This is a genomic window from Streptomyces sp. 3211.6, from assembly GCF_003634815.1.
Classification (GTDB): Bacteria; Actinomycetota; Actinomycetes; order Streptomycetales; family Streptomycetaceae; genus Streptomyces; species Streptomyces katrae_A.
In genome coordinates this window covers 6,679,457-6,693,576 of record NZ_RBXC01000001.1, presented here as the reverse complement: position 1 = coordinate 6,693,576, position 14,120 = coordinate 6,679,457, and the positions used below count along the sequence as shown (strand labels likewise).

11 protein-coding genes are annotated in these 14,120 nt (G+C 75.2%); 9 read left to right on the top strand and 2 right to left on the bottom strand.

What is annotated here, in order from left to right; genetic code table 11:
• Nucleotides 1–338: 338 nt before the first annotated feature.
• Genes mdlC through BX286_RS30750 form a run of 6 tightly spaced genes read left to right on the top strand, consistent with a single transcriptional unit; the run spans nt 339 to nt 8,351 of the window.
• Nucleotides 339–1,949 carry a benzoylformate decarboxylase gene (mdlC, locus tag BX286_RS30775; RefSeq protein WP_121016954.1) on the top strand — a complete coding sequence of 537 codons (1,611 nt, stop codon included), beginning with the start codon at nt 339–341 and terminating at the stop codon, nt 1,947–1,949.
• A gap of 52 nt (nt 1,950–2,001) precedes the next feature.
• Entirely contained in the window at nt 2,002–3,414 is a 1,413-nt protein-coding gene (locus tag BX286_RS30770; RefSeq protein ID WP_121016952.1) for an FAD-binding oxidoreductase, read from the top strand.
• Nucleotides 3,411–4,763, top strand: coding sequence for a cytochrome P450 (locus tag BX286_RS30765; RefSeq protein WP_121016951.1), 1,353 nt, complete (start codon nt 3,411–3,413; stop codon nt 4,761–4,763). Before BX286_RS30770 ends, BX286_RS30765 begins: the two co-directional genes overlap by 4 nt.
• Before the next feature lie 43 nt (nt 4,764–4,806).
• Entirely contained in the window at nt 4,807–6,183 is a 1,377-nt protein-coding gene (locus BX286_RS30760) for a hypothetical protein (protein ID WP_261993554.1), read from the top strand.
• Nucleotides 6,184–6,192: 9 nt separating this feature from the next.
• Nucleotides 6,193–8,112 carry a peroxidase family protein gene (locus BX286_RS30755; protein WP_079430750.1) on the top strand — a complete coding sequence of 640 codons (1,920 nt, stop codon included), beginning with the start codon at nt 6,193–6,195 and terminating at the stop codon, nt 8,110–8,112.
• Nucleotides 8,109–8,351: a hypothetical protein gene (locus BX286_RS30750; RefSeq protein WP_100862386.1), complete on the top strand. Its 243-nt coding sequence runs from the start codon at nt 8,109–8,111 to the stop codon at nt 8,349–8,351. The genes BX286_RS30755 and BX286_RS30750 overlap by 4 nt, the downstream gene beginning before the upstream one ends.
• A 28-nt stretch (nt 8,352–8,379) precedes the next feature.
• Here the strand turns inward: BX286_RS30750 and BX286_RS30745 are convergent, their stop codons facing one another.
• Both BX286_RS30745 and BX286_RS30740 read right to left on the bottom strand, forming a co-directional pair.
• A complete protein-coding gene (locus tag BX286_RS30745; protein WP_121016949.1) occupies nt 8,380–9,300 on the bottom strand; it encodes a serine/threonine dehydratase in 921 nt (306 codons plus the stop codon).
• Nucleotides 9,301–9,341: 41 nt separating this feature from the next.
• On the bottom strand, nt 9,342–9,983 hold the full coding sequence (locus tag BX286_RS30740; RefSeq protein ID WP_079430747.1) for a TetR/AcrR family transcriptional regulator: 642 nt from the start codon (nt 9,981–9,983) through the stop codon (nt 9,342–9,344).
• Nucleotides 9,984–10,229: 246 nt separating this feature from the next.
• Between BX286_RS30740 and BX286_RS30735 the strand changes: the two genes are divergently transcribed.
• The 3 genes from BX286_RS30735 (at nt 10,230) to BX286_RS30725 (ending at nt 14,056) form a co-directional block, all read left to right on the top strand.
• Nucleotides 10,230–11,894 carry an alpha-galactosidase gene (locus tag BX286_RS30735; protein WP_237293168.1) on the top strand — a complete coding sequence of 555 codons (1,665 nt, stop codon included), beginning with the start codon at nt 10,230–10,232 and terminating at the stop codon, nt 11,892–11,894.
• A gap of 169 nt (nt 11,895–12,063) precedes the next feature.
• Nucleotides 12,064–12,294: a hypothetical protein gene (locus BX286_RS30730; protein WP_100862388.1), complete on the top strand. Its 231-nt coding sequence runs from the start codon at nt 12,064–12,066 to the stop codon at nt 12,292–12,294.
• Nucleotides 12,295–12,472: 178 nt separating this feature from the next.
• Nucleotides 12,473–14,056, top strand: a complete 1,584-nt coding sequence (locus BX286_RS30725; protein ID WP_121016947.1) for a molybdopterin-dependent oxidoreductase — start codon at nt 12,473–12,475, stop codon at nt 14,054–14,056.
• Nucleotides 14,057–14,120: the final 64 nt, after the last annotated feature.

Here is a 14,120-nt window from a genome sequence, read left to right as displayed (position 1 = left end):
CCGGTGCGGCAGCGTTGACCTGGACTGATGCGCTTTAGCACGGGCATTTCCATCCCCGATGCCACCTGGGCGCCTCAGTCCATTCCCGGGCCGTCTTTGACTTCTTATCGCCGGTGCGCCCCGAGGCCGGGAGACGAATGCGCACGGCAGGCACTAATGCGGTTTATCGCAATACGGCGCACTGCCCCGGCCGGACGGCCGATAGCACGCACGACGGACGCCCGGCAAGAGAACCGCGTCTCCCGACCCGAACGGATCACGGGTTTGCCTTGATCAACGCAATGTGATGCATTGATCACGCACTGTCGCGAAGCCGCCCGCCAGCGAAGGAACCTCCCATGCGCACGGTCCGTGAGTCGGTCCTGGACGTCCTGCGAACCCGCGGGATGACCACGGTGTTCGGGAACCCCGGTTCCACCGAACTCCCCATGCTCAAGCAGTTCCCGGAGGACTTCCGCTACGTCCTCGGGCTCCAGGAGGCCGTCGTGGTCGGCATGGCCGACGGCTTCGCCCTCGCCTCGGGCACCACCGGCCTGGTCAACCTGCACACCGGACCGGGCACGGGCAACGCCATGGGCGCGATCCTCAACGCCCGGGCCAACCGGACCCCGATGGTGGTCACCGCGGGCCAGCAGGTGCGCGCCATGCTCACCATGGAGGCCCTGCTGGCCAACCCCCAGTCCACCCTCCTGCCCCAGCCCGCCGTGAAGTGGGCCTACGAGCCGCCGCGCCCGGCGGACATCGGGCCCGCGCTGGCGCGCGCCGCGCAGATCGCCGAAACCCCGCCGCAGGGGCCGGTCTTCGTCTCGCTCCCGATGGACGACTTCGACGTACTGCTCGACGATGACGAGGACCGGGCCGCGCAGCGGACCGCGGCGCGGACCGTGACGCACGCCGCCGCCCCCGCCGCCGAGGTGGTGCAGCGGCTGGCCGCACGGATCTCACGGGCGCGCAGCGCCGTCCTGGTCGCCGGTAACGACGTGGACGCCTCGGGGGCCTGGGAGGCGGTCGTGGAACTGGCCGAGCGCACCGGTCTGCCGGTCTGGTCGGCACCCACCGAGGGCCGGATCGCCTTCCCCAAGTCCCATCCGCAGTACCGGGGGACGCTGCCCCCGGCCATCGGGCCGCTCTCCCGCTGCCTGGAGGGCCACGACCTGGTGCTGGTGATCGGCGCCCCGGTGTTCTGCTACTATCCCCACGTCCCCGGCGACTACCTGCCCCGGGGCGCGGAGCTGGTCCAGCTCACCCGGGACGCGGAGGAGGCCGCCCGCGCCCCCGTGGGAGACGCCCTGGTCGCCGATCTCACCCTGACCGTACGGGCCTTGACCGCCGCCCTGCCCCACCGCGAGGCACCGCCGGCCGCCCCGCGCACCGAACGGGCCGAGTCCTTCGAGGAGGTCGACGGGGCACTGACCCCGCTCGCCGCGATGACGGCCATCGCCCAGGGTGCCCCCGCGGACACCCTCTGGATCAACGAATCCCCGTCCAACCTGGGGCAGTTCCACGACGCCACCCGGATCGACACCCCCGGTTCGTTCCTCTTCACCGCGGGCGGCGGCCTCGGCTTCGGCCTGGCCGCAGCCGTCGGGGCCCAGCTCGGCGCCCCGCGGAGGCCGGTGGTCTGCGTCATCGGCGACGGGTCCACCCACTACGCCGTCCAGGCCCTGTGGACCGCCGCCGCCTACAAGGTGCCCGTGACCTTCGTCGTCCTGAGCAACCAGCGCTACGCCATCCTGCAGTGGTTCGCCCAGGTGGAACGGGCCCAGGGCGCGCCCGGGCTCGACATCCCCGGCCTGGACGTCACGGCCGTCGCCACCGGCTACGGGGTGCGGGCGCACCGGGCGTCCGGCTGCGGCGAACTGGCCAAGCTGGTCCGGGAGTCGGCCCTCCAGCAGGACGGCCCGGTCCTCATCGACGTGCCCGTCACCACCGAGCTCCCCACCCTGTAGCCCCTCCGCTCCCCCGCACCCCCGTTCCGCCGCACCCTCCCGGAAGGCCGGCATGTCCGTCACCACCGACACCCCCCTCCTGCTCGCCAGGCTCCGCCAGGAGCTCCCCGCCGAGGCCCTGCTCACCGGTCCGGCGGACCTCGCCGCCCACTCCCGGGACACCGCGCCCTTCTCCGCGTACGGGACCCCCGTCGTGGTCGCCGTCCCCCGCACCGCCGAGCAGGTCGAGCACATCATGCGGACCGCCTACGCGCTGGACGTCCCCGTGGTCCCGCAGGGCGCCCGCACCGGACTGGCGGGCGCCGCCAACGCCGTCGACGGCTGCGTGGTCCTGTCCACCACCGCCATGGACCGGATCCTGTCGGTGGACCCCGCCAACCGCCTGGTGCGCTGCGAGCCCGGGGTCACCACGCGCCGGCTCGCCGAGGCCGTCGCCGAGCACGGGCTGACGTACCCGCCGGACCCGGCCTCCTGGGAGACGTGCACCATCGGCGGGAACATCGCCACCGGCGCCGGCGGCATCTGCTGCGTCAAGTACGGGGTCACGGCCGACTACGTCCTCGGGCTGGACCTCGTACTCCCCGACGGGCGGCGGCTGCGCACCGGCCGGGACACCGCCAAGGGCGTCGCCGGGTACGACCTGACCCGGCTGGTCGTCGGCTCGGAGGGCACCCTCGCGGTGGTCGTCGGCGCCACCCTCGCCCTGCGGCCCGCCCGGCCGCCGGCGCTGTCCCTGCTGGCACGGTTCCCCACCCTGGCCGCCGCCGGGGACGCCGTCGCCGCGATCACCGCCGCCGGGCACACCCCGTCCGCCCTCGAACTCCTCGACCGGGCCACCACCCAGGCCGTCGTGGACCTCGGCACCCACCCGCTGATGCGCGCCGGCAGCGCCGCCACCCTGATCGTGGAGAGCGACGGCACCGACCCGGGCGCGGACCTGACCGCCATGGAACTCCTGTGCAAGGAGGCCGGGTCCGAGCAGGTCGCCACCTCGGCCACCCCCGAGGAGGCCCGGGAGATCATCGAGGCGCGCCGCCTGGTCACCCCGGCGATCGGCGCGTACATGGCCTCCCGGGGCGGCGGACTCACCGCCTTCATCGAGGACGTGGCGGTCCCCCGCAGCGAACTCCCCGCGCTGATCGGCCTGATCGAGGGCATCGCCGACCGCCACCGGCTGCGGGTGTTCACCCTCGGCCACGCCGGGGACGGCAACCTGCACCCCACGGTCGTCTTCGACCCCTGCGACCCCGGCGAACTCGACCGCGCCCGCACCGCCTACGACGAGATCATGGCGGCCGGACTCGCCCTGGGCGGCACCACCACCGGGGAGCACGGCATCGGCACCCTCAAGCGGGAGTGGCTGGAGCGCGAGCTGGGCCCCGTCTCCCTGGAGCTCCAGCGCGGCCTCAAGCGGCTGTTCGACCCGAAGAACCTCCTCAACCCCGGCAAGGTGGTCCGCGCATGACCCACTCCACCGAGACCCGCGAGGCCGCTCGCCCCGGGACACCGCCGCGGCCGCCGGCCCGGGCGGGCCTGGCGGAGACCGTGCGCTTCATGGCCACCCACACCCTGCCGGTCTTCGTACGCGGCGTCGCCAGCCCCCGGTTCGGGGTGGTGGCCCTGTACTCCCGGCTGAACCAGCCCGCCTGGTCGAACGCCACGCTGCGGGCGATGCGGGCCCGGCACGGCGGAGCGCCGGTCCTGGTGCGCGCCCTCTCCGGCGAGATGCTCGTCCTCTTCGACGAGGAGGACATCGCACGGTTCTTCGCCGAACCCATGGACGTCCTCGCCATGGACGCCCGGGACAAGCTCGACAGCCTCTCCGTGTTCGAGCCGACCGGCGTCATCTGCTCGCACGGGCAGCTGCGCGAGGACCGCCGCGAGGTCAACGACCGTGCCCTGGCCGCCGGTCGGGACATCCACCCCGACTGCGCCGAGTACCAGCGGATCGTCGCCGAGGAGTGCCGGCCGCTCACCGCCGCCACCGTCCTCGGCTTCCCCCGCCTGGGCACCGCCCTGGCCCGGATCTCCCGCCGGATCGTCCTCGGCGACCGGGCGGCGGACGACACGGAACTCGCGGGCTGGCTCACCACGTTGCGCGACCAGGCCAACTGGATGGGCAAGAGCCGGCCCGGGGCCAACCGGGCCCTGTACGCGCGGGCGGAGGAGCGGATCGCCCGGTACGCGGACGGCGCGCCGGAGCACACCCTGGCCGCCCGCGCCCTGAGCGCCCCCTCCCCCGAGGGCACCGACCCGCTCGGACAGACCCACCACTGGCTGCTGGCCATCGAGGTCTGCGCGCCGGTCGTCATCCGCACCCTGCTCCTGCTGGCCGCCCACCCCGCCGAACAGGACGAGGTGCGCGCGGAGATCGCGGCGGGCACCCCCGGACTGCCCCGGCTGCGGGCCTGCGTGCAGGAGTCGCTGCGGCTGTACCCGGTCGTGCCCGACCTGGTACGGGTCACCCGCGCCGAAACCGAGTGGCGCGGGGTGCGCCACCCGGCGGGGACCACCGTCCTCGTCCCCATCGGCTTCCACCAGCGCGACCCCGGCCGGGTGCCGGGCGGGCACCTGTTCGCACCGGGCCGCTGGCTGGTCCCGGGCGCCGACCTGGACCCCCGGACGGCCCCGTTCAGCCAGGGCGCCGGCCGCTGCCCCGGCGACCGGCTCGGGCTGCTGCTGTCCTCGCTGGTCTGCGCCGAGGTGCTGCGCGGCAACCGGCTCACCGGAGCCCGCCCGGTCCTCGACACCGGCCGTCCGCTGCCGGGCATCGTCGACACGGCCGGCATCCGGCTCCGCCTCGGCCGCCCGTAGGGCCTGTCCTCAAAGTCCCGTCTGCCCCGAAGAGGAGCACCCCGTGCCCGAAGCCGTGCCCGAGGCCGCCGCGGCCGTCACCGAGCCGGACGTCGACTCCCTGCACCACGTCTGCCGCGAGCTGGCCGGGGCGGCCGAGGCCGTGCGCGAGGCCGCGCGCTACGCCTCCCGGCTCGCCCTCGGCCCCCGGCTGCCGCTGGCCGCGGCCGGACCGCGGCGGGCCCGGGCCGCCCAGCGCGGCCTGCTGCGGACCCTGCTGGATCCGCGGGGCTTCGGCTGGGCCCCGCACGGGCGCACCCCGCTCGCCGGGGCGCTCTGGCTGGCCGGGGTGCTCACCAGCCGGGAGAGCCTGGCCGTCAGCCTCGCCGTGGCCGGGCTCAAGGCGCGGATCCGGGCGGCCGCCGTGCGCCACCCGGAGCTGCTGGCCAGCCCCACCACCTCGCGGGTGCTGCGCGCCATCGACGAGGACCGGCAGGCCGAGGCCGTCCGGGTGTTCAAGGGGCTGCTGACCGAGAAGGGGGCCGAGTACGCGCTGGCGCTGCTGGCGCCGTCCTTCGCGGACATCATGGCCTGGAACGCGCTGACCGACGAGAACCCCTTCAACGACACCGCCGGCTGGCAGATCGCCACCAACCGGCCCCTGACCTCCGACTTCATGCTCGGCACCGCCGCCGCGCTCTGGTCCTTCCTCGACCGGGGCAGGGGTCGCGCCGAACCCCACACCCCGTCGGCGGAGCTGCTGGAGCGGATCGACAGCTCGGGCACCATCGTCGGCTACGTCCGCAACATCGGCCATCTCGGCACCCGCGGGCTGCTCCTCGTCCAGCAGGTGTCCGGCCCGGACGGGACGCGCCGGTTCGTGGTGCAACTCGCCGGGATGGGCAAGGGGTTCAACCAGGAGAGCCCCCAGGACCTGTTGGGCAGCTGCAACGCGATGGGCTCCGCCGACACCGCCTACACCCGCGCCGTGCGCCGGGCCCTGCACCGGCTGGTGCCCTCCGGGTCGGAGCTGGCGCTGGTCGGGCACAGCCAGGGCGGGCTCACCGCCATGAACCTGGCGTCGAGCCGGGACTTCAACGCCCTGTACACGGTCACGCACGTGGTCGCGATCGGGTCGCCCGTCGACCACAAGAGGGCCGCGGACCCGCGTACCCGGGTGTTCTCGCTCGTCAACGAGCACGACATCGTGCCGAGCCTGGAGGGCCGCTCTCCCGTGTCGGCCTACAAACTGCCCGCCGAGTTCACCGAGTTCACCTGGAAGGACGACACTCACGCGTTCCCGCTGTGCCATGCCGCCGAGCGGTACGCGCACAACCTGGAGCACGACGTCCCCCACGCCCGCACCCGCGTCGACTCCGCACTCGCCGCCTTCCGCGGCCGGGTCACCGGCACACACCTGTTCACCCTCCACGACCGCTGAGGACCCCGTATGACCGACACCACCGACACCACCCCGCAGGCGGCCCCCGACGCCGCCGGGCCGCTGCCCGGCCAGGCCGGGCGGTCCGGCCCCGGCACGCCGCCGCCCGCGGCCCCCCGTCCGTACGGCCCGCCCGGCCTCCTGGAGCGGCTGGAGTCGGCGGTCTTCGCCCGGGTCAACCGCACCCACGAGTGGTACGAACTGCCGCACGCCCTGGGCCTGATGAACCTCGCCGTGATCCGCGAGGACCTGCGCCGCCTCAACCTGCACGACACCTTCGGCGCGGGCGGCGAGCGCGACCGCCGCCCCACCCCCCACCTCGCGCCGCACCGCTCGTACGACGGCTCGGGCTACGATCCGTTCGACGTGGACATGGGCCGGGCGGGCACCCGGCTGGACCGCAACTCCCCGCTGGAGCTGGCTCGTCCGGACGAGGACGAGGCCCTGATGACGCCCAGCCCCCGCGAGGTCAGCCGGGAGCTGCTGGCCCGGCGGGGCTTCGTCCCGGCGCCCACGCTCAACCTGCTGGCCGCCGCCTGGATCCAGTTCCAGAACCACGGCTGGGCCAACCACGGGGACAACGAGGAGGCCGAGCCCTTCACCGTCCCGCTCGCCGCCGACGACGACTGGGCGCAGCGGGGCGGCACCTGCCCGATGCGGGTCAACCGCACCCGCCCCGACCCCGTCGCGCACACCACCCCCGGCGCCCCGCCGACGTACGAGAACACCGTCACCCACTGGTGGGACGGCTCGCAGATCTACGGTTCGGACGAGGCGCGCTGCCGCTCCCTGCGCACCGGCGAGCAGGGCCGGCTGGTCCTGGAGGACGGCCGGCTGCCCCGGGACCCGCGGCCCGGGATGGACTGCCTCGACGCGACCGGGATGAACAGCGACTACTGGACCGGCCTGTCGCTGCTGCACACGCTGTTCGCGAAGGAGCACAACGCGATCTGCGATCTGATCCGCTCCCACCACCCCACCTGGGACGACGAACGGCTCTTCCACACCGCGCGGCTGGTCAACACCGCCCTGATGGCGAAGATCCACACGGTGGAGTGGACCCCGGCCATCCTCGACCACCCGGTGCTGCACCACGCCATGCGCTCCAACTGGTACGGCCTGCTGCCTCGTTGGGTGACGAGGACCTTCGGGCGGATCGGCGGCGAGGTGCTGAGCGGGACCCTGGGCTCCGCCACCGACCACCACGCGGCGCCGTTCTCCATGACGGAGGAGTTCGTGTCGGCGTACCGGCTGCACCCGCTGATCCCCGACGAGATCACCGTCCGCGAACACCGGGGCGGCACGGTCCGCAAGGTCGTCGGCTTCGACGACATGCAGGGCGCCACCACCCGCACGGCGGTGGACGAGTTCGGCACGAGCGACCTGCTGTACAGCTTCGGCGTGCAGCACCCCGGCGCCCTGGTGCTGCACAACCACCCGGACGCGCTGCGGAACTTCACCCGGCTGTCCGGCGAGCGCATCGACCTCGGGACGGTGGACGTCCTGCGGGACCGCGAGCGCGGCATCCCCCGCTACAACGCCTACCGGCAGATGCTGCGCAAGCGCCCGGTCACCTCGTTCGAGGAGCTGACCGGCGGCCATCCGGCCGACACCCCGCTGCTGCGGGAGGTCTACGACGGCCGCCTCGACCGCGTGGACACGCTGGTCGGCAACCTCGCCGAACCGCGGCCGGCGGGCTTCGGGTTCAGCGACACCCTGTTCAGGATCTTCGCGCTGATGGCCACCCGCCGGCTCAAGAGCGACCGGTTCTTCACCACCGACTACCGGCCGGAGGTGTACACCGCCGAGGGGCTGCGCTGGGTCGACGAGAACTCGATGGTGACGGTGCTGCTGCGCCACCACCCCGAGCTGGCGCCGCACCTGGACGGCGTGTCCAACGCGTTCGCCCCGTGGAAGGGGCAGGGGTGAGCGGGCGGCCGTACGGGGCGCCGGCCGGGCCGCGCGGTGCCGCCGAGGGGCTGCGCTCCCACGCCGCGGCGCTGCGGGAGCGGGCGGAGCGGCTGCGCGGGGCCTGCGCGGGCCTGGACTGGAAGGGGCCGCAGGCCGACCTCTTCCGCGCCCGGGTCGACGAGCTCGCGCTGCGCTGCACCCGGGCGGCCGAGGGGCTGGCCCGGTCGGCCGCGGAGCTCGACGGCCGCGGGCGGTAGCGGGGGCCGGCCCCGGGGGCCGTCGGGGTCAGAGGTCCGCGGGGTCGGTGTTCGCCCCGCACAGGACGACGGCGACCCGCTCGCCCAGGGGCTGCGGCGCGGTGCGGACGGCCGCCAGGGCGGTGGCCGCGGCGGCTTCGACGACGATCCGGTGCTCCTCCCAGAGGGCGCGCCGGGCGGCGGTGATGGCGGCGTCCGGCACGAGGACGGACAGGGCGTTGTCCTGCCGGACGGCGTCCAGGGCATCGGCGGAGACCCGGGTGGCGCCGAGGGAGTCGGCGGCCACGGAGTCCACGGGGACGTCGACGGGGCGGCCGGCCTCCAGGGCGGCGTTCAGGGCCCGGCAGTTCTCGGGTTCGGCCGCCACCACCCGTACTCCGTGGGCCCGCGCGGCGGCGGCGACGCCGGCGAACAGCCCGCCGCCGCCGACCGCCACGACGACGGTGTCCAGTCCGGGCAGCGCGGCCCGGATCTCGTCGAGGAGGGTTCCGGCGCCGGCCGCGATCAGCGGGTGGTCGTAGGCGTGGCTGCCGACGGCGCCGCTGTCCGCCGCGAACCGGTGGCAGGCCTCCAGGGCATCGGCGTAGCGGTCGCCGACGAGGCGTACGTCGGCCCCGTATCCGCGCAGCCGGTCCACCTTGACGCGGGGGGCGGTGACGGGGAGGAAGACGGTGGCGGGGACGCCCTGGGCGCGGGCCGCCCAGGCGCAGGCGAGGCCGGCGTTGCCGCCGGAGGCGATGGTGACCCCGGCCTCCGGGAGGGCGCCGGCCTCGCGGTGGGCGGCGAGGAAGTTGTGGGCGCCGCGGGCCTTGAAGGAGCCGGTGTGCTGGAGGTGCTCCAGGGCGTACCAGAGGCCCTTGGCGGCGGGCGCGACGGCGACGGGCCGGACGGCCCCGGCCGTGCGGACGGCGGCGGCGCGGACGGCTGCGTAGTCGAGCTGCTGTTCCATGGCGGGCGGCCTCTCTCGGGTGGGGCGGGACTGGGGGCGGGTCAGGCGGTGGGCCGGGCGGCGGCGATGAGCTGGCGCAGGGCGCCGTAGTAGACCTCGTGGTCGGTCAGCGGGGGCAGCAGCTCGGCGGGAGCGCCGCCGAGTACCGGGAACTCGGCCGGGTCGAGCGCGGCGAGCGCGGCCCGTGAGGCGGCGGTGGCCCCGGCGGGGTCCCGGTGGTCGACGAAGGCGGCGCAGCCCAGGGTGAGCAGGTACATCCGGCGGTAGACGGTCATGGCCTCGACGCGGGTCATGCCGGCGGCGACGCTGTCGGCGAGGGCGGGTTCGACGAGGCGGGCCAGCAGCTGGCGGCCGAGCCAGGGGCGTCCGCCGCGCAGGACGAGCAGCCCGGGGTGGGCGGTGAGGAGCCGGTAGAGGGCGCCGAACCGCTGCTCGGCGGCCTCGGCCCAGTCGGTGCCGGCGGGGATGTCGGGGAGCCGGGCTGCCAGGTGCTCGGTGCACAGGTCCAGCAGGCCGGCGAGGTCGGTGCAGCGGCGCTGGACGGTGGCGTGGGAGACCTCCAGGCGGTCGGCGAGGGCGCGGAAGCTCAGGGCCCCGGGCCCTTCCTCGTCGAGGATGCGCAGCGCGGCGACGGCGATGGCCTCGGGGGTGGCCCGGTCGAGGGCCGCTGATCTTCTCGGCATGAGATACACCGTATCAGCCGACGTCACATACGGCGTCTCTCCGAGCTCCCCGGTGCTGCGGGGTGACACGGCCGGGCCGTATGACACGACCGCGTGACACGACTGTGTGACACGACTGTGTGATACCGACTGCGGCCATATTGCTGGTCATCGGTCCATAACCACCGACCCCTGTTGACAGTGCGTGGTCACCCCGCTGCACTGAGGCACGATCACCGTCGGTACGCACCACGCCAAGGAGACCCCGTGCCGCCTCGCCTGCGCGCCTCACTCCCCTGTCTGACCGCGGCCGCCCTGCTCGCCCTCGCGCTCTGCCCCGCCCCCGCGACGGCGGAGCCGACCGCGACCTCGGACACCCCGCTGGCCCTCACCCCGCCCATGGGATGGAACAACTGGGCGCACTACATGTGCGACGTCGACGAGGCGAAGGTGGTCGCCAACGCCGACGCCCTCGTCTCCAGCGGCCTCGCCGCCAAGGGCTACGACACCGTCACGGTGGACGACTGCTGGATGCGCCGGGAGCGCGACGCGCAGGGGAACCTGGTCGCCGACCCGGTGAAGTTCCCGCACGGCATGGCCTGGCTGGGCGGGCATCTGCACGCCAAGGGGCTGAAGTTCGGGATCTACGAGGACGCCGGTTCGCTCACCTGCGAGCGCTACCCCGGCAGCGGCGCCCCCGAGGGCGGCGGCGCGGACCACTACGCCCGCGACGCCCGGCTGTTCGCCTCGTGGGAGGTGGACTACGTGAAGATGGACGGCTGCAACCTGTGGGTGCCCCCGGGGAAGACCAAGGAGCAGGCCTACCGGGACGCGTACAACTCCGTCGCGCGGGCACTGCGCGACAGCGGGCGGGCGATGGTGCTCTCCGCCTCCGCCCCGGCCTACTTCCAGCAGGGCGAGTGGGGCGGCGCCGACTGGCACAAGGTCCTCGACTGGGTGGGCGAGACCGGCCAGTTGTGGCGCGAGGGCAAGGACATCAAGGTCTACAAGCCGACCGCCCCGCAGACTTCCCGCTGGAGTTCGGTGCTGGGCAACTACGGGTACAACCGCTGGCTCGGCCGCTACGCCGCCCCCGGCAACTGGAACGACCCGGACTTCCTGATCGCGGGCGCCCCCGGGCTGACCGACGCGGAGAGCCGCAGCCAGGTGGCGCTGTGGGCGATGATGGCAGCCCCGTTCATCCTCTCCTCGGACGTCTCGGCGCTCAGCCCGGGCGGTCTCGCGGCCCTGGGGAACACCCGTCTGATCGGCCTGGACCAGGATCCGCTGGGGCGGCAGGGCGCGGTCGTCTCCTCCAACGCCACCTTCGAGGTGCTGGTGCGGCCGCTGGCGAACGGGGACCGGGCCGTGGCGGTGCTCAACCGCTCGGCCGCCGACCGCGACGTCTCCGTACCGCTGGCCGACGCCGGACTGCCGGCCCCGTGCGCGGTGGACGCCGTGGACCTGTGGACCGGGAGGCGCACGGAGGCGGGCGACACGCTGACGGGGCGGGTCGCCGCGCACGACACGGCGGTGTGGCGGCTCACCCCGCACGGCTGCGCGGCGCCCGTGCCCACGGGGCAGATCAACGGCCTCGGGGCGAAGTGCGCGGACGGGGCGAGCACCAGCGGGGTCGGTGCGGTCGTCCTGGCGGCCTGCACCGCCGGGGCCGACCAGCGCTGGACCCTGGGCGGCGGTGGACGGCTGAGGCTGGCCGGGCAGTGCCTCACGGCAGGCTCGGGCGGTCTGGTGGAACTGGCCGACTGCGCGCCCGGACGCAGGGCGGGGCAGAGCTGGCGCCACCGGCGGGACGGGTCCCTGGTGGAGGAGGCGTCCGGCACCTGCCTGACCGCCGACGCGGCGGCCGAACGGCTGCGGCTGACCGCCTGCGGTGACCACCGGGCGGACCAGGCCTGGTCCCTGCCGGTGTGACGCCGGAGACGGCTTCACTCTTCCGGGGGAATCGCCTCGCGGGCTGCCCCGTCCGGCGGGGGCACTGGGTTCACTGACCCGGAGCGGCCGAGGGGCGGCCGCCGGAACGATCCGGCGGCCGCCCCTTGCGGCGCGCACGGGCCACGAGAGCCGACAGGAGTGCACCGACATGCACGAGAACGCCCAGGAGCTGCCCCGGACCCCGGCCGCCGCCGGGATCACCGACGGCGTGGTGGAACTCCGCAAGCGCAGACCGGCCGCTCCGGCCCCGTGCGCCGACCGCACCGCCCCGGGGGGCCTTCCCCGGCCGGCCCCGGAACCCGCACCGGACGCCGGGCCCGCTGCGCGGGGCGAGGTCCCCCACCCGCCCTTCGCCCGGTCCCGGGGGCCCCGCCCCTGACCCCCGGTGCGGGCCGGAGCGCGCCCAGCGGAGCTCAGCCCCGCCGGCGTTCGAGGCGCGGGCGCGGTGGCGCCGTGACGGAGAAGGGGCGGGGCGGGGAGAAGGCTCCGCGCCCCGGGATGCGGGGCTATGTTGGCGGCAGGGCCCCGACGGGGTGTCCGGCGCGGAGGTGAGCCCCATGACACCTGTACAGGCGGGCCCCGCCCGCCCCTCGGCCGCGGCCGGAGCCGTCAGCGGCGTGGCCGCCGCCTTCTGCGGACTGGCGGTCGGCGAGCTCGCGGCCGCGTTCGTACGCCCGGAGGCCTCCCCCCTCACCGCGGTCGGCGGCGTCGTCGTGGACCGCACTCCGGCGGCCGTCAAGGACTGGGCGGTCCGCTCCTTCGGCACCTCCGACAAGCTGGTGCTGACCCTCGGGATCTGCGCCGTCCTGGCCCTGCTCGCCGTCGGCACCGGGATCCTCGCCGTCCGCCACCCGCGCGCCGGCTGCGCCCTCGCGGCGGCGGTGGGGGTGCTGGGGGCGGCGGCCGCGCTGAGCCGCCCCGAGGCCGGCTGGAAGGACGCGCTGCCCTCCGTGGCCGCTGCGGCGGCCGCCGCTGTCGCGCTGTACCTGCTGGTCACGGTCGTCCGCCGGCCCCACCCGGCGCCGGGCCGGACCGGCGGGACCTGGCCGATGGACCGGCGTGCCTTCGGCCGCCTCCTCACGGCCACCGTGGCCGCCTCGGCGGCCGCCGGATACGCCGGGCGGCGGCTCGGCGCCCACGGCTCGGCCGGTGCCACCGCCTCCCGCGCGGACCTGGTGCTGCCGCCCCCCGCCGAGCCGGCGCCGCCGGTGCCCGCCGGGGCGGACCTGCACGTGCCGGGCGTGGGGCCGTTCCTCACCCCGGGCCCGGACTTCTACCGGGTGGACACCGCCCTGGTCGTGCCCCGCGTCGACGCCCGCACCTGGCGTCTGACCCTGCACGGCGAGGGCGTGTCCCGCCCCCTCACCCTGACCCTGGCGGACCTGCTGGCCCGGCCCCTGACCGAGCACGACATCACCCTGTGCTGTGTGTCCAACGAGGTCGGCGGCCCCTACGTGGGCAACGCCCGCTGGCTCGGCGTCCGCCTCGCCGACCTGCTGGACGAGGCCGGGGTACGGCCGCCCTCGCGGGGCGGCCCGGCCGACCAGCTGGTGGCGCGCTCGGTGGACGGGATGACCATCGGCACACCGGTGGAGACCGTCATGGACGGCCGGGACGCCCTGCTCGCCGTCGGGATGAACGGCGGACCGCTGCCGTTCGCGCACGGCTTCCCGGTCCGGATGGTCGTACCGGGCCTGTACGGGTACGTGTCCGCCTGCAAGTGGCTGACGGAGCTGCGGCTGACCACCTTCGCGGCGTACGACGCGTACTGGGTGCGCCGTTCCTGGGCGCAGCAGGCACCCGTCAAGACGCAGTCGCGGATCGACACCCCGCGCGCCTTCGCGAAGCTCGCACGGGGACGGCTCGCCGTGGCCGGGGTGGCCTGGGCGCAGCACCGGGGCATCGCCCGGGTGGAGGTACGGGCCGACGGCGGCCCCTGGCACGAGGCCCGGCTCGGCGACGCGGACGGCACCGACACCTGGCGGCAGTGGGTGTGGCCGTGGGAGGCGGCGCCCGGGGAGCACACCCTGGAGGTCCGTGCGACCGACGGGCGGGGCGAGGTGCAGACGCAGGAGCGCCGCGGCACCCTCCCCGACGGGGCGACGGGCTGGCACTCCGTCACGGTCAGCGTCCACGCGTAGCGGTTCCGGGCCCGTACATTGGGTGGGACAGCGGGGAGCGCGGGGACACCGGGCATCCCCGGTG

Bases quoted from the DNA above. Each gene is read 5' to 3' on its own strand.
- mdlC (WP_121016954.1), top strand. From the start codon at position 339: ATGCGCACGGTCCGTGAGTCGGTCCTGGACGTCCTGCGAACCCGCGGG.
- BX286_RS30770 (WP_121016952.1), top strand. From the start codon at position 2,002: ATGTCCGTCACCACCGACACCCCCCTCCTGCTCGCCAGGCTCCGCCAG.
- BX286_RS30765 (WP_121016951.1), top strand. From the start codon at position 3,411: ATGACCCACTCCACCGAGACCCGCGAGGCCGCTCGCCCCGGGACACCG.
- BX286_RS30755 (WP_079430750.1), top strand. From the start codon at position 6,193: ATGACCGACACCACCGACACCACCCCGCAGGCGGCCCCCGACGCCGCC.
- BX286_RS30745 (WP_121016949.1), bottom strand. From the start codon at position 9,300: ATGGAACAGCAGCTCGACTACGCAGCCGTCCGCGCCGCCGCCGTCCGC.
- BX286_RS30740 (WP_079430747.1), bottom strand. From the start codon at position 9,983: ATGCCGAGAAGATCAGCGGCCCTCGACCGGGCCACCCCCGAGGCCATC.
- BX286_RS30730 (WP_100862388.1), top strand. From the start codon at position 12,064: ATGCACGAGAACGCCCAGGAGCTGCCCCGGACCCCGGCCGCCGCCGGG.
- BX286_RS30725 (WP_121016947.1), top strand. From the start codon at position 12,473: ATGACACCTGTACAGGCGGGCCCCGCCCGCCCCTCGGCCGCGGCCGGA.